The sequence below is a fragment of the Marinobacter sp. M5B genome, assembly GCF_042604615.1.
In the GTDB taxonomy this organism is placed as follows: Bacteria; Pseudomonadota; Gammaproteobacteria; order Pseudomonadales; family Oleiphilaceae; genus Marinobacter; species Marinobacter salarius.
The window spans coordinates 4,130,194-4,150,175 of record NZ_CP156894.1; the positions used below are offsets into that span (position 1 = coordinate 4,130,194).

Here is a 19,982-nt window from a genome sequence, read left to right on the forward strand (position 1 = left end):
CGCTGTGAATACATCCTTGTACGCTCCGCTCCGCCATCCATGGCTCCGCAGGGTTTTGGAAAGCCGAGCCCCAGCACCCGCTACTTTCGCGTTGCCTTAGGCAACGGTTCCGGTGAACTTGTTATCTTCAACGCCAAGGGTCACTTTGGCGACCGGCTCTCTCGCTGCCAGCTTTTCCAGCAGTGCCAGTGATACTGGCGGCAACAGTTCACCCTCGATAATCGACTCCAGCATCCTCGCGCCGTTTTCACTGCGTGTCGCACGGCTGCGGATGGCTTCTACCAGGCCGTCTTCCAGTTCCACTTCAGTGTGGTAACGGTCGCCGATCTGGGTGGCCAGGCGGCCGAGTTTGTCGGCCACGATGCGGTTGAGGGTGTCCTCGCCCAGCGGCAGGTAGGGCACGACTTCCATACGTGCCAGCAGTGCCGGTTTGAAGAAGTCGGCCAGTTCCGGGTACAGCGCTTCCTCGATCTTCTCCGGCTCGTCCGCGTGTTTGACGATGGTCTGGTAGCCCAGGTTTGAGGTGAGGAAGAACACCACGTTCTTGCAGTCGATCAGGCGGCCTTCGCCGTCGGCCAGTTCGCCTTTGTCGAAGGCCTGGTAGAACAGGTTGAGGACTTCCGGGTGGGCTTTTTCGACTTCGTCGAGCAGCACGACCGAATAGGGTTTCTGGCGGATGGCTTCGGTGAGGATGCCGCCTTCGCCGAAGCCCACGTAGCCCGGGGGTGAACCGATCAGGCGGGAGACGGTGTGTTTTTCCTGGTATTCGGACATGTTGATGGTGGTGAGGAACTGGCGGCCGCCGTAGAGCAGTTCGGCCAGTTGCACCACGGTTTCGGTTTTACCCACACCACTGGGGCCGGCCAGCAGGAAGGCGCCCATTGGGCGACCCGGGCGACGCAGGTCGGCGCGGGCGGTGAGCAGGTGCTGGTGCAGTGCACCAATGGCGGTGTCCTGGCCTTTGATGTGCGATTGCAGATACTCCGGCAGGCGGGTGATCTTTTCCAGCTCGTCGGCGGTCATGCGGTTGACCGGAATACCGGTCCAGTCGGCGATGACTTCAGCCACCTGGCGGGCATCGACACGGGCGTGTACCAGTGGCTCGTCGGCCTGCAGCTCTTCCAGTTCCTGTTCGATGGCGGTGGCTTCGCTTTTCAGGTCAGGGCGCTCTTCGCTGGTTTCCGGCGTGGCGTCTTCCGCTGATACATCCGCGTCAGTCTCGGCAGTGTCCTCGCTCAGCAGTTGCTCGCGAATGTCGACGAGACGCGCCACCAGTTCCCGCTGGTCATTCCAGCGCTGTTCCAGTTCTTCCGCTTCCTCACGCAGGGTTTCCAGGCGCTCCACCAGTTCGTTTTCGCGCTGGTGGTCAATGGCCTGCCCGAGTGTCTGTTCGCGGGTCATCAATTCCTGTTCCATGCCCAACTGGTGCAGTTCACTGCGCACGTGGCTGAGGCGGCGCGGAGGCGTGCTGAGGTTGAGGCTGACCCGTGCACAGGCGGTGTCCAGCACGTCGATGGCCTTGTCCGGGAGCTGACGGCCAGCGAGGTAGCGGGCAGACATGTCGGCAGCGGCTTTCAGGGCGCTGTCGGCGATCAGGACCTGATGGGCCTTTTCGTAGACAGTGCGCAAGCCACGGAGGATGTGGACCGCTTGAGCCGGGGTTGGCTCATCCAGCGCGACGGGCTGGAAGCGGCGGCTCAGGGCCGGGTCTTTCTCAAAGTATTTCTTGTACTCGCGCCAGGTGGTGGCGGCGATGGTCCGCAGCTCGCCACGGGCCAGGGCCGGTTTGAGCAGGTTGGCGGCGTCGGAGCCACCTTCACTGTTGCCAGCGCCGATCAGGGTGTGGGCTTCGTCGATAAACAGAATGATGGGGGTCGCGGAGCTTTTCACCGCTTCAATCACGCCTTTCAGGCGTTTTTCGAACTCGCCCTTCACCGACGCACCGGCCTGCAGTGCCCCCATGTCCAGAGTCCACAGTTCCACGCCCGTCAGGCGCTCCGGCACATCGCCATTGACGATACGCAGGGCCAGGCCTTCAACAACGGCGCTTTTGCCCACGCCGGCATCGCCGACAACAATGGGGTTGTTCTTGCGACGACGGCAGAGGATGTCGATCATCTGATCGATTTCGGTGTCGCGGCACACCACTGGGTCCAGTTTCTTTTCCCGGGCCAGTTTGGTGAAGTCGGTGGCGTAGCGCTTGAGCGGGTCCATGTCCACCTGCGCCTGATTGGCGGCACTGGGGCCATCCTCAGCGCGAGGCTGTTCGACCGACCCGCGGGTCATGGAATCGAACTGGCGGCGCAGCTGTTCGCGGTTGATGTCTTTCAGACGCTGACTGACCTGGGGCATCAGGTAGCGGTCTGCGTTCATCAGCAGTGCCAGCATGATGGCACCGGAGCGCAGGTCGGTGTGGCCCAGTTCAGTGGAGGCAATCAGCCAGGCGTCCTGCAGCAGTTCGATCAGCAGCGGCGAGAACGACGGGTACGGCTCGGCGGACTGAGGCTCGCCGTTCAGGCTGTCCCCCACCACCGGTTGCAGCGTGTGGTGATCAATACCGGTGCTTTCCAGAATCTGGCGCACGTCCGTAAACGGAGTTTCCAGCAGTTTGAACAGCAGGTGGGCCGGAGTGATTTCCGCACCCTGGCGGCTGATGCACAGGGCCGCCGAGCTTTCCATTCCCTGGCGACAAATCTCGTTGAGGCGCCCAATCAGCGCCGGCAGTTCTACCCGAATCACAGTGATCTCCTTATTTCGGGAGTTGTTCCAGTACGCTGAGCACATCCCTGATGCGTTCGTTCAGCGCTATGTTGTAAAGCGTGTATACCCCGGCCATGGCCGCCACAAACAGTCCGCCAATGCCCCAGAGGGGCAGGCCTGTCCGTAGCCGGTTGCGAGCCGGGGTTACGTTGTCCAGTGCGCGGGTCAGGGGCTGCGGTTCCTCGTCGCGACGCAACCCGCGAATCTGTTCATACAGCCCACGGATAATCTGTTCGTATTCGTCCCGGCCGTTGGTCATCACCTTGTAGCGGCCTTCGAATCCCAGGCACAGGCACAGGTAGATGAACTCCAGCATGTCGCGGTAACGTTCCGGTTCCTGCTCCATGCGGGCGGTGATGGCGAACACCTTCTCGCCACCCCAGGTTTCGTTGTGGAAACGGGACAGCAACGAATGCTGGGACCACACGCTGTGGGCACCCCAGTCGGTGCCCAGCACGGCTTCGTCAATAAAGGCGCAGAGTACGTAGCGATAGGCCACCACCGTCGGCCGCTCGTAGCCCTGCTCCACCAGTTCCCGATCAATGGCGGCCACTTCGTCGACCACCTGCTGGTACAGGTTTTCCACACCGTGGAAATCCGCCAGCCGACGCACCCGGATTACCAGCCCCAGCAGGGGCGTCGCGGCATCAATCAGCCGGTTATCCTCCAGGCCCCGCAGCTGGAACTGGTCATTACCGAAGCCCTGATCGCCCACGCGACCATCGCGGTTACTGTCCGCGAACATCAGGTCATCAAACGCACTGCCACCTGCTTCCGTGTTGCCATTGGGTGAATCCATCACCGGTGCATCTGCCATGATTTAGCTCCTGATTGCCCAGAACTGCATTTCCATTCCCGGGAAACTGCCGGCCACGTGGAACGCAAAGCCGCTGGCGTTGTCGAGCATCTGCCAGGCCTGGCTCTGGTCGTCCAACCGGAAGTACACGAACCCGGCGTGATACGGCAACTGACGGGGCGCCACCGGCAGGGCCGACAGCGGAATCCCCGGCAATTGCAGGCTGATGAGATCGCGGATTTTCTCCACCGACGCCACCTTGCACTGCTGGGTGAACTGCTTGCGCAGATCGTCCAGCGGCATGTCCGCCTTCACTGCCAGGATGAACTCGGCCTGGCCGATCAACTGTGCATCCTGGACCGGCGCCACCGTGAGGCCGTACTGGCGTTGCTGCAGCTGGATAGCCAGCGCGCGCGGCTCCAGCACCGTGCTCAGTGATTGCCTCAGTACCTGCATCAGCGGGGTGAAGGAATCCTCCGGCAGGTCGTGATCGTACGCGGTGTATTCCTGGGGCAGGCGGTTTTCATCGGTAAAGGTCACCAGTTCGCCGCACAGCTCCAGCAACGCCTCGTAGAGCCGCTCCGGATGCAACTGACGCAAACGCGCCAGATGCAGGAAACGGGGATGAGCGCGATTAAGCATCTGCAACAGCATGAAATCCGCCACGTCCGCGACACCACCCTGCCCCGGGGCACCCACGCGCTCGGCAATGTTCTTGGCCCGCTCGCGCATCAGCCCGGCCATTTCCCCGACGAAACGCTGAAGCCGGGGCGCTGCCCGCACACTGAGCATGGTGGGGATGAAGTTCGGGTCCATCACCAGGCTGCCGTCCGGGCGCTTTTCCAGGATCCGGCCAATGGCCAGGGCCGCGTAGGCACTGCGATCGTCCCGTTCCAGCATCAGTTTCGGGGCCACCCGGGCCACGTCGATGGTGTGGGAGTCTCCGTCAATGGAATGCAGGTCCCGGACTTCCTCGCTCTGGGCCCGGAAACGGCCAGCGATGGCGGCTTCCGGCCATTCCACTTCCGCCAGACTCTCGCTGCCCAGCGGCAGGGCCAGATACACCACCTGGTTGGCCACGGAGGCATCAGTGATCTCCAGGGGTTCCGGCATCACGTCGTCCTGGGGCAGGCAGAAACGGGTGCCGTCCGGAAACAGGCCGCTGGCCCGTACCAGGCCTACCCGGCCAAAGCTCAGGTATTCGGCGTTCAGCTCCAGATCGCTGAAACCGTACAGGTAATCAGAAATCGCCAGGGCTCGTTCGTTGATCTGGTGTTCCAGGTAACGTTGTTGCTGCTGGAAGTGCTGGGGCTTGATGAACAGCCCATCACTCCAGACGACTCGATTCGTTGCAGACATCAGGACTCATCCGACCTTCTGAGTTTGACTTCACGCTCGCGCAGATTGACCAGCAGGTGGTAACGACCACCGATGGGATCCACCTTCACCACCTTCTTCCACTGAGACAGGTTGGGATAGGCGTAGAAGGCGATCACACCGATAAAGCGCGTATCCTCGGCGATTTCGAACGGCTCAATGAACTTGAACTGCCCTGGCACCAGGGTGTAATCGCTGTGGTCGACGTAGTTGCGACCCAGGGACGGCTCCAGTTCGCCCAGCAACTGGTCAAAATCTGCCGCCATCAAGCGCGAGCTGTCCCGCATCTGGATGATCTGGAAGGCGATGGGTGTCGGCGCCAGGGATTCGTTGGGGTTCACGTCCGGCTCCGCCAACATGGTCAGGTCCACGCGGCTTGGCAGCTCATCCGGGTAACCCACAGGAATGTCCGGATCCCACATCACCTTGGCGGTCTTGGTAACAGCGTTGTAGGGGGTGCTACACCCCACCAAAACGAGAATGGCGACCAGCAAACTCCATTTGCAGTACTTCACGACAGGTTCTCCCTCTGTAATTGACGCAGTTGTTGATCGTAAGCCTGTTCAAACACCTCCTGAAAAAGGCGCTCAAAACCCTGCTGACGACTGGAACTCAGTTCCCGGTAATAGTGTTGGTACATCTCCCATGCCCAGTTACTTTCATCTTCGTCGGTTTTCAGGCCCCGGCGATAACCATGGAACCGGCGCAGCAATGCCTCCGGTGAGAAAGCGTGGAGAATGGCATCCAGCCCCTCGCGAATAGCGGTCTGGGTAGCGAGCTGATGATGGTGAAGGCTTTGCAGGCTCTCACTGACCGCCGCCGGTGCGGACAGATGAACCGGACTGCGCTGGCTGGCGAACAGGGTCTGCACGGTCTCGTTGTAGTCTTCGCCCAGGCGTAGCGGGTTGTCCTCAATGGGCTGCAAGCGGGTGCGCAGAGCCTGATGGCGGCTGTCCTCACCCTGATGCAGGGCCAGCAGGCCTTCCACGGTGGCTTTCAGGGTCTGCCCGGCCTCTTCCAGGAACAGGCGCATTTCGTCGCTGTCGGCGAAGCCCAGGTCGGTGTCCATGCCGCGCAACAGCGGCGCACCGCTGATGTGTTGGCGGCTCTGATCACTGGTCTCCCGGCGGCGGGCCGGCTTGGTGGTCTCTGACATCCTGTCACCCTCTCCTTTTCGCATGGGCAAGCCCATGGCTACGTCACGGTTCTCGCGATACTCGTCGGTTACAGCGCCCTCGCTGGCGTACCACTCTGGCTTGTCCGCCAGCAGGGACTCCCGGTCACGGCTTTCGGCCACATCAGCGTGCTGGCTTTCGCCACGGGGGTCTGACCAGGCCTGCAGGGGATCGTCGCTGAAGGTTTCACCCGGCGCCGGCTGCAAACCGTGCAGCGGTTCATCGCCAACGGTTTCCAGTTCACGCTCCTCGGCGCGCATCAGCTCGCCCTCGTCGACGTTGACCAGAGTGGCGTCCTCCGCTTCCTCCGGCAGGTTGCCATCCTGGCGCTGGCCGCTAAGCACCTCTGCCTTGAGCTGATAGCGACCAATGGTGATGGTGTCACCACTCTTCAGGCGTGCCCGGCGGCCCCGGCCGACTGGCTGGGTGCCGCTGTTGATATAGGTGCGGCCGCTGCGGTCAATGAGGCAGAACACGCCGTCCATAAACCGAACTTCCGCATGGCCGCCGACGGCCCCGGTGCGATGTGAGGACAACTGCCAGGTGTCACTACCGGCACTGCCGATGGAGCCACCATGCACTCCGAATACATGCTCCCGGGCCAGGCCACTGGCAACCTGGGTGGGGTTACTGACCACCAGTTTCAGGTTATGGGTTGGTTGATGTTCCATATCCGGTTTCCTTTATTAACCTGCTAAGCAATCCATTGAATTCAGCGGCGAATCTGCAACCGCACCGCTGGCAGCTTCCGGGCTTTTTCCGGGGTGACAAACGAGTTCCAGCCCAGCCGCACATCCGCGCCCAACTGCATTGGCTTTACATCCCTCGGGCGCATCTGCAGTTCCAGGTCGTAAGCCAGCTGTTCCCGGGTGACAAACTCCACCAGCTTCACCAGCCGGTCGTGGTCGTCGCCGTTGGGCAGAAAATCCGCAAATCGCTGTCGGTCGAGGTTGCGGATGCGCAGGATGAATTTGCCGCTGCGATCGCGAATGCCCGAGCCTACCAGCGTGTCCTCACCGAGGGCCGCGTTGGCCTGCCCCAGCCGAGTTTGCTGATCCTTCGGGATCTCCACCCGACGCAATACCCACTGCTCAATGCCGACATCGTCCAGATCAAAGCAATGACCAATGATGCCGCTGACCACTTCCGGAGAACGGCTACGGCCCGCCATCATCCCGGCATAGGCCAGCATCTTCGACCAGTTAACCGGTGTTGCCGCCCTGACCTGCGGGTCACCGAGACCTACCAGGGAGAAAATATGCTCGGAGAAGCCGTCAGAGGCCTCCGGCTGAAACCGCACGTAATAGCGATACTTGCGCCACGCCCGATGAAACAGCGTCACCAGCCGGTGATTGAAGAAATCCAGGAAGTGGCGACGAATGCCCAGGTTCTGCCCCGCCTCCCAGGCCAGGTCCTCCAGGTAATAGCCTGGCAGGGGCGACTGAGAACCATGCAAGCCCAGGAAACTGACTTCCAGTTGATAGGGCGCGTGCTCGTGCTCCGGCGACGCCGCCGATACCACATCACTGCCGGGAAAACCCAGGCCGGCCGAGGCCGAGAAGCGGATGCGCTCCCGCTGTGGCTGCTCGTCCTGGGATCGTTCCAGATCATCACCGTGGTGACGATGGATCAAATCCACCAGTTGGAAAAAGCTGTAGCGCCGTGCATTGCCCAGAACGGGTTGCAACTCGGCTACATCAGAGGCTGCTGCCCTTGTTGTAACGTCCATGTGTACCGTTCCTGATTGTCTGTATTCACCACTTCCAATTGGTGAAAGGCGTTAATACTGGCGTAAAGTGCGAAAAACTGGCTGAGTACCGTACCAAACAGGTACAAATCGCCTTCCGAGGCGAACGACTGCTGATCCAGCCGCATCACCGAGCGAATACCCCGCACCGGCAACCCCCGCACCATCCGGTCCACCGGCGTGGTTTCAATATCCAGGATGCCGGCCAGGCGCTTCTGGGATACCCGCTCCGCCTGGCGATCCACCAGAGCGCGAAAATCATAAACCCGCAGTACCGTGCGCAAGGCGTCCACATCCAGCAGCGACAGGTAGTTCAGCGACAGGTTGGAGATCAGTGTCCACAACAGGCTGCCATCCAGTGTCGGCCGCAGGGTGTGCGTGGGCCGGGTAATGTTGCTGAATGAGGCGAACGCCGGCGTGGTTTCTGTCGCCATGCAGATCTCCCCCACCGCCAGCTGATGCGGTAACTGACGGTTGGTGCAGGTCAGAGTCAGCGATACCGCTTCCTGCCGGTTCAGGCACTCGGACTCGTCACCGCGCACGAAGGATATGTAGTGGTCAAAGCCATCCCCACGAACGCTTTCCCGGGCCTTAACCCGGTAGTACAGGGCGGTACGACCACGATCCCGCTCCACCTCATGCTGAAAACTCTCAAACGCGGTGTACAAACGCGGCTCTCCGCGCCCAGACCGGCCTTCCAGCCAGCCCTCCACCTGTTCGATGCTGAATACTTCGTAGTGCTCCGGCGACCGGCTGGACGGCGCAATCCGGTACTCCGTCTGGCGGCCGTTCAGGTCCACCGGGTCGGCTTCGTGGGTAAACAGGTTGATGGCCGGCGTGCAGTAAAGCTGGAAATTCTCCGCACGAATCTTTGCATCCGGCGGCAGGATACGGCTGAAGTGAAACCGCAGGCTGATCTCATCCGCCTGCACCGCTGGCAGCCGTGCTTTCAGGCCCTGAATATCCACAAACCGGAAAGCTTCCGGAAAACTCAGGAATTCCTGCAGAATCCGGTAGCCCGGATAGGCGTTCTTCGGATACGGCAACAGCGCCTCGTCGTTAGCGAACCCGACGGGCTTCAACTGGCTGGCCGAAATGGAAAACACCGAATCGCCCACCACCAGCTCCATACGCTGCAGGTAGTGGTTCAGCCACAGGTACAGCGTCTCGGAAATATGGCTTTCGCCACCCAGGTAAAAACGCAAATTCTCCAACCCCAGGGACGACAACGGCTGATCGGTGTGCAACGCCAGGTCGACGGTGACAGAAGACACTTCCCGGGAGTGCTCTGCGTGAGCATCCGCCACGCTGACTGGAAACACGTCCACCGCCCGACAGGTACGGAACCGGCACTGGGTCTGACGCGTGGCGTCTCCCAGCGGGCGGCTCTTGATCTCGGTATGCCGATCCACGCGCTGACGCTCACTGATCGCGTGCAACTGCGGATCAAACCGCATGATGGTGCAACTGGGCACTGGCCGCAGATAGTTCGGCCACAGCATGTTCAGCAGCGAATGCGTCAGCTCAGGAAACTCGTCCTCGACCTTCTCCCGGAGCTTCCCGGTCAAAAAGGCGAAGCCTTCCAGCAGTCGTTCGACATCCGGGTCAGTACTCTGCTCAGAAAGAAACCGGGTCAACTGAGGATGCGCATCCGCAAACTCTCTGCCCTGTAGCCTGAGAAAACTCAGTTCGTCCCTGTAAAATCGATTCAACTTCATAACGACTACTACACCAAAGTTCGGCCGAGGGGATGGGGATGCTTTTCTGGCGGGAAAAAAGGTGTCCGAGCGTAGCGAGTTCTTTTTTCCCAGAAGAAAAGTATCCCCATTCCCTCTGACTCCGAACAGGCAATGCAGGGGGCTGCCCAAAAGACGCTCAAGCCATCCGTGGGCGCTTGGGCTCCGCCATCCATGGCTCCGCACACTTTTGGGCAGCCCCCTGCATCACCTGTTCTCATCCGTGTCTGCTTGCTATTACCGGGTGATTTCAAATCACCCGGTAATAGCGCTTGTCATCCAATAACAAATCAATGGTCGTTTTATCATCTTCCGAACCCACCTTCAGGTAGACCGTCACCTGAAACCGCAACTGCAATGGATCCGGCCCCTGGGGCATCGCCATCACATCCACCCGGCTCACCCTGGGTTCAAACTTCTCAATACACTGCCGTATAGCGCTTCGAATACGAATGCTCAGATCATGGGTACCCAGCGTGGCGTCGTTGAAATCCACCAGCCCCAGGTCCGGTACGCTCTCGCTGTTGCCCGGATGGGCATTCAGCAGGCGAACCAGGTGGCGCTTGATGGAATCCACCACATGGGTTACTTCCCCCATGCTTTGCCCCGCAGGTTCGGCAGCCTGTTCCAAACGCTCGAACAGACTGCCGCCCGAAGCCTGAACACCGTCAGCACCGGTGTTCCTGAACACGGATTAGTCCTTGTCCAGACGGCCGACGAGTGACAGTTCGAAGTTCGCACCCATGTACTTGAAGTGCGGACGAACTGCCAGGGATACCGAGTACCAGCCCGGATCGCCTTCCACATCGGAAACGGTCACCTTGGCGGCGCGCAGTGGTCGACGGCTGCGAACATCCGCCGGCGGGTTTTCCTGGTCGGCCACGTACTGGCGAATCCAGGTGTTCAGCTCACGCTCAAGATCCTGACGCTCTTTCCAGGAACCAATCTGCTCACGCTGCAGCACCTTGATGTAGTGCGCCAGGCGGTTCACGATCATCATGTAAGGCAGTTGCGTACCCAGCTTGTAGTTGGTTTCCGCTTCTTTGCCTTCCTTGGTGTTCGGGAACTGCTTGGGTTTCTGTACCGAGTTGGCAGAGAAGAACGCTGCGTTGTCACTGCCCTTACGCATGGTCAGGGCGATGAAGCCTTCGTCAGCCATTTCGTATTCGCGACGGTCGGTGATCAGCACCTCGGTCGGAATCTTGGCTTCCAGCTGGCCGAAGGATTCGAACGTGTGAACCGGAAGATCTTCCACCGAACCACCGCTTTGCGGGCCGATGATGTTCGGGCACCAGCGGTACTTCGCGAAGCTTTCGGTCAGGCGTGTCGCCAACAGGTAGGCGGTGTTGCCCCACAGGTAATGCTCATGATCACCGGACACGTCTTCCTTGTAGTTGAAGCTGCGTACCGGGTTTTCAGTGGGGTCATAAGGCACACGCAGCAGGAAGCGCGGTGATGTCAGACCCAGGTAGCGAGCGTCTTCCGACTCACGCAGGGAGCGCCACTTGGCGTACTTCGGGCCTTCGAAGACGGCTTTCAGTTCCTTGATGGCCGGCAGTTCCTGATAGCTGTCGACACCGAAGAATGTTGGCGCAACGGAGGAGAGGAACGGCGCGTGGGCCATGGCGCCTACGGAAGACACATACTGCAGCAGCTTCATGTCCGGCGTGGAGGGTGTGAAGGCATAGTTGCCGACAACTGCGCCCACGGGCTCGCCGCCAAACTGGCCGTACTCTGTGGAGTAGATGTGCTTGTAGAAACCGGTCTGGGTGACATCGGGTGCGAACTCGAAGTCTTCCAGCAGTTCGGTTTTGGTGGCGTGAAGAATGTCCACCTTGATGTTCTCGCGGAAATCCGTGCGATCCACCATCAGCTTCAGGCCGCGCCAGGAAGACTCCAGTTCCTGCAGCTTGGGCGCGTGCAGGATTTCGTCCATCTGGGCGCTGATCTTGCGATCCAGCTCGACCACCATCTGGTCGACCAGTGCCTTGTTGACCGGCTGGCCTTTCTCGTCGCTTTTCAGCAGGTTGGAGATAAACGTTGCCACGCCGCGGCGCGCCACATCGTATCCTTCATCGGCGGGAGCCATGCGACTGTTGGCCATTACCTGGTCCAGCAGTGAGCCTTCCGCAGCAGCTTCGGAGGCAGCAGATTGCTGCTCAGCAGTATCAGACATACCACATCCCTTCAGTACGTTTTAATAGAAAAGTGAAACCTGCCAGCAATGGCAGAATTCGAATCAAGAGTTCGGATTATTCGCCGCTTTCGTCCGTGGCCAGCTCAAGCTCCTGGAGGAGTTTGTCGCGGGCGTCATCGTTGTCCAGCAGTTCCTGCAGCTTGGATCGGAACGATGGCACGTTACCCAGCGGGCCCTTGAGGGCAACCAGGGCTTCACGAAGCTCAATCAGCTTCTTCAGCTCAGGTACCTGACGGGAAATGCTATCCGGGGAAAAGTCGTCCAGCGTCTGGAACTCGAGGTTAACCGGCAATTCTTCGGCTTCTTCGTCCAGCTTGTTGGTGACCGTGGTGGAGAGGGTGAGACCGGCTTCCGACATCACAGAACGGAAGTTGTTCTTGTCGACGGAAATCGCCTTACGGTCTTCGATCGGAGTTTCTTCGGCTTGCCCCTTGAAGTCACCAACGACAAACATCTTCAGCGGCAGTTCTGTTTCAGCCTGCTGATCACCGGTGGCGGGGACATACTTGATATTGATGCGCTCTTTCGGCGCGACGGAACCGTCTTTTGAAGACATGCGCTTGCTCCCTGTGGTCCATGTGCAAACTCAGTTGCGGTGTTACAGTCCATTGTGCGCACCATCCTGGCACGCTACAGGCAGAACTCTACACAGGATAAATCGGGTACTCAAGCAAAAATTGGCCAGCTTCTGGCAATATTTCGACCCCGGGCAAAGAATTGCCAACCATTCGACATCCCGGGGCCTTTCACAACAATGACCTATCGCAACTAGCGACGCTTTGGCGTCCAGGCCCAGATCATTTCAATCTCGATCGGCTGCTGGCCTTCGCTGTCGTGGATGGTCACCGGCACCGAGGTTTCGCCCTTCTCTTCGGTCAGCATACGCTCACGCTGCTCAGCGGTAAGGTACGCCTCCACCTTCATATCGCCTTTGGCACGGCGGGTGTATTCGGCATGCGCGGTTTTGATCACGGGCACCTTGTCATCCGGCACGTTCAGACCGACGAGAAAGCCCGTAGCGGATTCCGCCAACAACAGGGAAGCCACGGCATGTACGCCCTTGATGTGATTCTGGACCCTGCGCTTGTTCTTCAGGGAGATCACGCAACGTTCCTGATCGAGGGCTTCAATGCGAATGCCGGTGGTACCAGTGAACGGAACCGCCTTGCCGAAAAACAGCGACAAAGCCTTGGGCCGGGCAAATTCCGGCAACTGATTGATCTTGGCAACAATGCTTGCCAGTTTGTTGGCGGCGGCCATGGGGCATCTCCGTTTATCTTAAAAGAAGGATGCGGACAATACCCCATTCGTCGAAGGATTGGAACGATCGGCCAATGACGGTCACACTGTCTCTGGCTATACTCTTCCGCATCGTGAATATCGGATTCAACACCAGAAAAGGAACCGCCATATGAGTGACCTGAAAACCCGCTTTGACGAAGCCGTCAACTACATCCAGAACGCCGAGGGCGACTTCAAACCCTCCAACGAACTCAAGCTGGAGTTCTATGCCCTCTACAAGCAGGCCACCGAAGGTGATGTCAGTGGCAAACGCCCGGGCATGATGGATTTTGTCGGCCGCGCCAAGTACGACGCCTGGGAAAAGGTCAAGGGCACCTCCTCCGAGGAAGCCATGCAGAAGTACATCGATAAGCTGGAATCCCTGAAGTAACCCGTAGTCCAGCTTGATCGGGAGCAGCCGCCGCACCGACGGTTCTGCTCCCACTCAATTTCCCTCGCAAAAGTTTTGCGGCGGTCAAACGATTGTCATAAGATGCGCGCATCATAAGAACAACAATTCACACGGAAGACGCATCATGGATATCACCGAGGCGCTGGAACAGTCGCAGCCCGGGCTTGTCAGTCGAGTGACTGGCGCCATCCGCAAACATCAGCTTAACCACCGCGCAGAGCAAACCTATCTCCACTGGATTTCCCGGTTCGTGCTTTTCCACGACCTGAAAAATCCGGAAACGCTGCAACCCGGCGACCGGCAATTATTCCTGGCTTACCTGAGCGAACGCCTGGAAGTGTCACGGGCACGCCTCAATCAGGCCAAACAGGCGCTGGCGTTCTTCTACGAAGATGTGTTGGGCAGAACTGAGCCCGAGGGCATTGTTGCCGCCTGAACCCTCGCGGCAGACGAATTATCGTTCCGTCGTTGTGGTATTGAACGCGCCGTAGTTCCGATTGGTCGGTGGGCGGATAATGTAGTTGTCGCCGTGGGTTTGCCCGGGAATGGACTTGGGGTTGCTGAAGCGGAATTCCACCGGAATTTCGCTTCGCCCGAGATCCGTGCGTGGATCACGGGGCTGAAGGGCAAGGGGATCCAGGTAGAAATCCTCGTCCGTTCGCGGCTGCACGGGCACGCCAGCCGCCGGCGCTTCCAGGCCACCTTCGATCACGGTATTGGCCAGAGACTCTTCTTCCATGGAGTTGAACGGAATGGTTTCCAGCGTTGAACGCTCTTCATAGTTGAAGGCGCCACCCTCGACGGTTTCTTCGCCGGTTTGGGCCCACACCAGAGGTGACAACGCCACCACCAGCACGGTCGCGCCGATCATAGTCCTTTTTGTATCGAATCCGCCCATAACGACTGCCTTTTTATGTCATGCCGAGCCTGACCATTATTTGAACAAATACATCTCAGGCTGACAATTTTTGATCAGTCTATCGCCAAAAACGACAAAAAACCCGGTCAGTCGCCAGTTTTGTGACACTCCTCACTTGTCGGGCGTTAGCGGTTCATAATGAATGTTGGTGATCACAACGTGATTCCAGCCATCCGGTGTTCGCACCCCCACCTCGTCGTCAATGCGTTTGCCCAAAAGCGCACGCGCCATGGGAGAGTCGATGCTCAGGTAACCGCGAGACAGATCGAACTCATCCGGCCCAACCAGCCGGTAAGTGCTTTCGTCGCCGCCTTCGTTTTCGATGGTCACCCAGGCGCCAAAAAACACTTTGCCCCGGTCATCAGGCAGACGATCCACCACCGTCAGCTCATCAAGCCGCTTGGTCAGGAAGCGCACGCGTCGATCAATTTCCCGCAACTGTTTCTTGCCATAGATGTACTCGGCGTTCTCTGAGCGATCGCCCTGAGCGGCTGCTTCCCGCACCGCCTGCGTCACTTCCGGACGCTTCTCCTTCCAGAGAAAACGCAATTCCTCACGAAGAGCCTGCTCGCCCTCCGCGGTTATGTAGCGGGTTCTGGCCATAGAAAAACCACCGTGTAGACATAAAAAAACCCCGTAAAAACGGGGTAAGGCTAGCGCTGTGCTGGAGGGAGAAGCAAGCGGAGTTTCCGCTGGCTTCCTTAGCTACACCTTCCATTTTCCACAGAACAGGTTACACAGTGGTGGCGGCCGAATTACGTTTTGGTCAGGGCCAGATTAGGTTGCGCACTCTAGACGCAGGCGTTAGCGTTCAATTAACTGAATTTCCGATTTAACGTCCAAGCACGGGATACCAGAATGAACACCAAAAAGCTTCTCAACACGGCCCTCAATGGTCTCGACAGTATCGGCTATCGGCTTGACCAATACGGCATCACCGGCAAGCTGAACCGTCATAACCTGGCGGCGTTTATCATGCTGGAACAGAAACATCTGGAAGGTGAGTGGGACAGCATCCAGGCCAAATTCGATCGTCGCCGCTCACAGGTAGACACGCTGCTGAAGCCAGTGATCAGCCGCGTAAATCAGTTCCGCGGCGCATCCAGCAACTGATCAAACGCCCCTGAGCTCCCCCGGGGAGCTCTGTTCTCCGGCTTCCGAAGCGGAAATGGTCTGGGTGTCTTTCAGACGTTTCCGGTTCGGCGAGTAAGCGGGCAACCGAATGGTGACCATCAGCCCCGGATAGTCTTCCCCTGGGTGATGATCGCTCAATGAGATAACACCCTGGTGGATCTCCGCGACCGCGCTGACAAGGCTGAGCCCAAGGCCGTTGCCGGGCAATGACCGGCTTTTGCCAACCCGGTAGAAGCGCTGGAACACCTGGTCTTTTTCGTCATCGGGGATACCAATGCCACTGTCCCCAACCTCGAAGATCGCGTCGTTGCCGTCCTTGCGTACGTTTACCCGGATCTCGCCTTGTTCCGGGGTGTACTTGATAGCGTTATCAATCAGGTTACTGACCATCTGGAACAGCAGGTCCCGATCGCCCTCGATCACCACATGATCTTCCAGGGACTGCTCGAACTGCTGCTCTTTGTCTTCCGCCAACGCTTCATACAGCTCACACGCATCGCTAACCAGCTCTCCCAGGGGTACCTGCTGCATGTCTGCTGTATTGCCACGGGTTTCCAAACGCGCGATCCGAAGCAGGGCATTGAAGGTGGCCAACAACTGGTCCGCCTCTGCCACGGCCTTGCCGGCCTGCTCCCGGGCCTCGTCGTTGTCTACCGACATAAGGGTGTTTTCAAGCTGATTGCGCAGCCGGGTCAGCGGGGTTCTTAAATCGTGGGCGATGCTGTCGGACACATGCCGGATACCTTCCATCAGGTAAACAATGCGATCCAGCATCTGGTTCAGGTTTTCTGCCAGCTGGTCGAAGTCGTCGTCGGTACCTCGGGTTGGTATACGCAGGGACAGATGCCCATTCATGATGCGCCGGGAAGTGTTGTTGATGACTTCAATGCGCCGCGTGGTGCTCCGGCTCATCAGGAACCCGCCTAACAGCGCCAGCGCCAGGGTAATACCCATCCCCCAGTTAATGGCGGTTTCGATCACCCGTTTCAGGTTAGTGAGCTCGTCCACATCACGGCCCACCAACAGGCGCAGGCCACCCTGCACTTCGAAAATGCGAGCCCGTGCGAGTCGCTCCGGACCATTCCAGCCCACTGACGGATTCAGAGTGAAATTGATCCAGCCGCTGTCAGAGCGAGAACCCTTGGGCCAGTTTTCGATGTTACCGGCGAGCTTGACGAAGTCGTCCGTCGTCAACAGATAGATGGATTTGGCGTTGGGGTCGCGGGCAACACGCTCGCGGATGATGGAAATAAGGCCATTGATACCGCTGCCACGGTATTGCTCCGCGAGGCCGGCAATCTCGGCCTCGATGGTCTCATCGGTCTGGGCAGTCATGAACCCTGCCGTGCGCCAGTAGATAAACGCCAGCAGCAAAAAAACCGAGGTGGCGAACACCACCATGTACAGCAGGGCTAACTGGAACGATGAGGTTCTGAGCTGGCTAAGCAGTTTCACGCAACATGTACCCTGCACCCCGTATGGTCTGCAGCAAGGGGGTCTCGAATTCCTTGTCGATCTTCGCCCTCAGACGGCTGATGTGTACGTCGATGACGTTGGTCTGGGGGTCGAAATGATAGTCCCATACTTTTTCGAGCAACATGGTACGAGTGACCACCTGCCCGGCATTTCGCATGAGATATTCCAGCAGACGGAACTCCCGGGGCTGAACATCAATATTGTGCCCGGCCCGCTTAACGGTTCTGGCAAGCAGGTCCATTTCCAGATCGGCCACCCGCAGCACGGTCTCGGTTTCCGCAGACTGGCGATTACGGCGCACCAGGGATTCGATACGGGCCAGCAGCTCGGTGAAAGAGAACGGTTTGGTCAGATAGTCATCGCCACCACCACGCAGGCCTTCCACCCGGTCATCCACATCGCCCAGGGCGCTGAGGATCAACACTGGAACCTGGTTGCCAGTGGCACGCACCGTTTTGATGATCGACAGGCCGTCCATACCTGGCAACATGCGGTCCACAATCATGATGTCGTAGTCTTCGCTGGCGGCCATCATCATGCCTTCCTTGCCATCCGCCGCGTGGTCCACGACAAAATCAGACTCTTTCAGCCCTTTAACAAGGTAGTTTGCCACGTCCTGATCGTCTTCAATTACCAGTGCTTTCACCGGTTTTCCTCCCGATAGCGGATTACATTAACAGCTAGGGTACGAAGAACATCCGTTGCCGACCAGTTACGATCTTGTAAGAGGGTGTCGCCAATGGCGACGGTCACGACATACCCCGAACCAGCCTAGTCTCGACACCGTATAGCCCGCAAGGCAATATTCCACGTTCATCCAACCACCATAGCCCAGGCGGTCCAGCGCTGCGAAAACATTCCGAAAGTTAATCTCACCCGCGCCGTGCTCCTGCATTTCACCTCGGCAAACAGCATGGAGACATTCATAGCGAGCCTGCTACTTGCGCTTGATGGCCGACGAAGAACCCAACAATGCCCCGTTGAGATGCTCCAGTTCCAGCAACAAACCACTGTGATCCACATCGCTGTGCCCGTTGGCGATCAGGCTTTGATACTCATTATGCACCTGCTGCGATAGCGGCAGGGTCAGACCCTCGGAACGGGCCTCATCCAGAATCATCCGCAGGTCCTTCAACTGAATTCGCGCCGGTGCACCGGGCGAAAAGTCCCGGTCAATCATCCGCTGACCGTGCAACTCCAGAATCCGACTGCCCGCAAAACCGCCCATCAGCGCCTCCCGAACTGCGGCAGGATCAGCCCCACCCTTCGCTGCCAGCAACAACGCCTCTGACACCGCGCCAATGGTAATCCCCACGATCGCCTGATTCGCCAGCTTCGCCAGTTGCCCCGCCCCTACCGGACCAATGGGCGTGCATTTCCCCAGCACCTCAAAAACCGGCCGCACCCGCTCAACGTCTGCGCCAGAGCCACCAGCCATAATACTCAGCGTTGCCTGCTCAGCGCCAACAGTGCCGCCGGACACAGGCGCATCCACATACCCGGCCCCCTGCTCCTTAGCCAAGGCCGAATGGCGTCGCGCCAGCGACGGCTGAACCGAACTCATATCAATATAGACCGCCCCGGCCTTGAGCGCCGCGATACCGCGTTGGGCCACCATCACGTCATCCACCACATCGCCGTTCTCCAGCATGGTGATGACGATGTCGGCATCTCGAACCGCGTCTTCCGGTGTACCGGCAATGGTAGCTTCATCGGCAAAAGGCTCGCACTTACTCCCCGTCCGATTCCACAACGTCATTGGATAACCCGCATCCAACAAATTCCGAACCATGGGCGCACCCATGAGGCCAACACCAAGGAAGGCTATATGAAACCGATTCTCAGTCATTTGTTCTTACCCAAGGTTTGTTTTAAAAGAGTATACAAACAAAAACGCCACCAACCCCGCAAAGGGTGGTGGCGTTCTGACAAACCCCAAGTCAACTAAGGGTTAAGCCGCCTCTTCTTCCGTTGTCATATGCAGACGAATCTTCTTCATGGCGTTTTTCTCCAACTGACGAATACGCTCAGCGGAAACACCATATCGGTCAGCCAGCTCATGCAGTGTCGACTTGCTATCCGACAACCAGCGCTCACGAAGGATATCCTGGCTACGCTCATCCAACTGCCCCAGCGCCGCCATCAGACGACCATTGGAATCGTCCGTCCAGTCTGATTGCTCCAACTGCGTGGCCGGATTGCTGCGCTTGTCTTCCAGATAATACGCCGGCGCCTGATAAGCATTGTCGTCGTCATCATCCTGGGGGCCATCGAACGCCGTATCGTGGGAAGCCAGACGGCCTTCCATCTCCCGCACAACCTTGGGCTCAACCCCAAGATCACTGGCCACGGCATTAACCTCATCATGGCTCAACCACGCCAGACGCTTCTTCTGGCTGCGCAGGTTAAAGAACAACTTACGCTGCGCCTTGGTGGTCGCCACTTTCACGATGCGCCAGTTGCGCAGGATAAACTCGTGAATCTCGGCCTTGATCCAGTGCACTGCAAAGGACACCAGGCGAACACCGTATTCCGGATTGAAACGCTTGACCGCCTTCATCAGGCCTACGTTACCTTCCTGGATCAAATCTGCCTGGGACAGCCCATAACCCGCATAGCTGCGGGCAATGTGGATCACGAAGCGCAGATGCGAAAGAACCAACTCACGCGCGGCTTCCACATCACCATCGTAATGCAGTCGCTCGGCGAGCTTGCGCTCTTCCTCGACAGACAGTACCGGAATGCGGCTGGCCGCCTGGATATAGGACTCAAGGTTGGCACCCGGAACCAGTCTGTCGATGATCTGTAAACTCGTACCCATGTCTTACCCTCCGAACATGACGACCGATAAATATAGCAACTCTAATTCAGCCCGCCAAGCACTCTGCAAATAACCCAAATTTCCATCTAAACCGTTTCAAATCAACAAACTGGAAATCTGGCTGCCTTCGAATTCTATCTTCAAGCTACGC

Annotated in this window: 20 protein-coding genes; 3 read left to right on the plus strand and 17 right to left on the minus strand. The window is 58.6% G+C overall.

Going from position 1 to position 19,982, the window contains the following annotated elements; translation table 11 throughout:
• Nucleotides 1-96 precede the first annotated feature (96 nt).
• The 11 genes from tssH to AAGD24_RS18785 all read right to left on the minus strand — a co-directional run bounded on the left by tssH (nucleotide 97) and on the right by AAGD24_RS18785 (nucleotide 13,048).
• The gene (gene tssH / locus AAGD24_RS18735; protein ID WP_379865958.1) at nucleotides 97-2,739 is read right to left on the minus strand and encodes a type VI secretion system ATPase TssH; all 2,643 of its coding nucleotides are present in this window, start codon (nucleotides 2,737-2,739) and stop codon (nucleotides 97-99) included.
• A 10-nt stretch (nucleotides 2,740-2,749) separates the two neighbouring features.
• A complete protein-coding gene (icmH, locus tag AAGD24_RS18740; protein WP_036211235.1) occupies nucleotides 2,750-3,577 on the minus strand; it encodes a type IVB secretion system protein IcmH/DotU in 828 nt (275 codons plus the stop codon).
• 3 nt (nucleotides 3,578-3,580) lie between these two features.
• Nucleotides 3,581-4,915 carry a type VI secretion system baseplate subunit TssK gene (gene tssK / locus AAGD24_RS18745; RefSeq protein WP_075195790.1) on the minus strand — a complete coding sequence of 445 codons (1,335 nt, stop codon included), beginning with the start codon at nucleotides 4,913-4,915 and terminating at the stop codon, nucleotides 3,581-3,583.
• Nucleotides 4,915-5,448 (minus strand): type VI secretion system lipoprotein TssJ, encoded by a 534-nt coding sequence (gene tssJ, locus AAGD24_RS18750; RefSeq protein ID WP_036211239.1) that lies wholly within the window; start codon nucleotides 5,446-5,448, stop codon nucleotides 4,915-4,917. Before tssJ ends, tssK begins: the two co-directional genes overlap by 1 nt.
• A complete protein-coding gene (gene tagH, locus AAGD24_RS18755; protein ID WP_379865960.1) occupies nucleotides 5,445-6,779 on the minus strand; it encodes a type VI secretion system-associated FHA domain protein TagH in 1,335 nt (444 codons plus the stop codon). Before tagH ends, tssJ begins: the two co-directional genes overlap by 4 nt.
• Before the next feature lie 41 nt (nucleotides 6,780-6,820).
• Nucleotides 6,821-7,837: a type VI secretion system baseplate subunit TssG gene (gene tssG / locus AAGD24_RS18760; protein ID WP_036211243.1), complete on the minus strand. Its 1,017-nt coding sequence runs from the start codon at nucleotides 7,835-7,837 to the stop codon at nucleotides 6,821-6,823.
• Complete coding sequence (gene tssF, locus AAGD24_RS18765; RefSeq protein ID WP_075195792.1) at nucleotides 7,801-9,573, minus strand: type VI secretion system baseplate subunit TssF; 1,773 nt, start codon at nucleotides 9,571-9,573, stop codon at nucleotides 7,801-7,803. The genes tssG and tssF overlap by 37 nt, the downstream gene beginning before the upstream one ends.
• Before the next feature lie 268 nt (nucleotides 9,574-9,841).
• A complete protein-coding gene (gene tssE / locus AAGD24_RS18770) occupies nucleotides 9,842-10,282 on the minus strand; it encodes a type VI secretion system baseplate subunit TssE (RefSeq protein ID WP_036211248.1) in 441 nt (146 codons plus the stop codon).
• A 3-nt stretch (nucleotides 10,283-10,285) separates the two neighbouring features.
• Nucleotides 10,286-11,767: a type VI secretion system contractile sheath large subunit gene (tssC, locus tag AAGD24_RS18775; RefSeq protein ID WP_036211251.1), complete on the minus strand. Its 1,482-nt coding sequence runs from the start codon at nucleotides 11,765-11,767 to the stop codon at nucleotides 10,286-10,288.
• Between the two features lie 76 nt (nucleotides 11,768-11,843).
• Nucleotides 11,844-12,344, minus strand: coding sequence for a type VI secretion system contractile sheath small subunit (gene tssB / locus AAGD24_RS18780; protein ID WP_036211254.1), 501 nt, complete (start codon nucleotides 12,342-12,344; stop codon nucleotides 11,844-11,846).
• A gap of 212 nt (nucleotides 12,345-12,556) precedes the next feature.
• Nucleotides 12,557-13,048, minus strand: coding sequence for a DUF4442 domain-containing protein (locus AAGD24_RS18785; RefSeq protein WP_041333055.1), 492 nt, complete (start codon nucleotides 13,046-13,048; stop codon nucleotides 12,557-12,559).
• A gap of 151 nt (nucleotides 13,049-13,199) precedes the next feature.
• Between AAGD24_RS18785 and AAGD24_RS18790 the strand changes: the two genes are divergently transcribed.
• Both AAGD24_RS18790 and AAGD24_RS18795 read left to right on the plus strand, forming a co-directional pair.
• Nucleotides 13,200-13,460: an acyl-CoA-binding protein gene (locus AAGD24_RS18790; protein WP_036211260.1), complete on the plus strand. Its 261-nt coding sequence runs from the start codon at nucleotides 13,200-13,202 to the stop codon at nucleotides 13,458-13,460.
• Between the two features lie 145 nt (nucleotides 13,461-13,605).
• A complete protein-coding gene (locus AAGD24_RS18795; protein ID WP_036211263.1) occupies nucleotides 13,606-13,917 on the plus strand; it encodes a site-specific integrase in 312 nt (103 codons plus the stop codon).
• 18 nt (nucleotides 13,918-13,935) lie between these two features.
• On the opposite strand, the gene AAGD24_RS18800 is transcribed toward AAGD24_RS18795, so the two are convergent.
• The gene (locus AAGD24_RS18800; RefSeq protein WP_075195794.1) at nucleotides 13,936-14,352 is read right to left on the minus strand and encodes a hypothetical protein; all 417 of its coding nucleotides are present in this window, start codon (nucleotides 14,350-14,352) and stop codon (nucleotides 13,936-13,938) included.
• Nucleotides 14,353-14,511: 159 nt separating this feature from the next.
• Nucleotides 14,512-15,003 (minus strand): transcription elongation factor GreB, encoded by a 492-nt coding sequence (gene greB / locus AAGD24_RS18805; RefSeq protein WP_036211269.1) that lies wholly within the window; start codon nucleotides 15,001-15,003, stop codon nucleotides 14,512-14,514.
• Between the two features lie 255 nt (nucleotides 15,004-15,258).
• Here greB and AAGD24_RS18810 point away from each other — a divergent pair, with 255 nt between their 5' ends.
• On the plus strand, nucleotides 15,259-15,513 hold the full coding sequence (locus AAGD24_RS18810) for a hypothetical protein (RefSeq protein ID WP_075195795.1): 255 nt from the start codon (nucleotides 15,259-15,261) through the stop codon (nucleotides 15,511-15,513).
• Here AAGD24_RS18810 and AAGD24_RS18815 read toward each other — a convergent pair whose 3' ends face one another.
• The 4 genes from AAGD24_RS18815 to rpoH form a co-directional block, all read right to left on the minus strand.
• Entirely contained in the window at nucleotides 15,514-16,989 is a 1,476-nt protein-coding gene (locus tag AAGD24_RS18815) for a HAMP domain-containing sensor histidine kinase (protein ID WP_036211274.1), read from the minus strand.
• Nucleotides 16,976-17,656, minus strand: coding sequence for a response regulator transcription factor (locus AAGD24_RS18820; protein ID WP_007155393.1), 681 nt, complete (start codon nucleotides 17,654-17,656; stop codon nucleotides 16,976-16,978). The genes AAGD24_RS18815 and AAGD24_RS18820 overlap by 14 nt, the downstream gene beginning before the upstream one ends.
• A 291-nt stretch (nucleotides 17,657-17,947) precedes the next feature.
• Nucleotides 17,948-18,859: an NAD(P)-dependent oxidoreductase gene (locus AAGD24_RS18825; RefSeq protein WP_075195796.1), complete on the minus strand. Its 912-nt coding sequence runs from the start codon at nucleotides 18,857-18,859 to the stop codon at nucleotides 17,948-17,950.
• A 102-nt stretch (nucleotides 18,860-18,961) separates the two neighbouring features.
• Nucleotides 18,962-19,831, minus strand: a complete 870-nt coding sequence (gene rpoH / locus AAGD24_RS18830) for an RNA polymerase sigma factor RpoH (RefSeq protein ID WP_041333049.1) — start codon at nucleotides 19,829-19,831, stop codon at nucleotides 18,962-18,964.
• Nucleotides 19,832-19,982 lie beyond the last annotated feature (151 nt).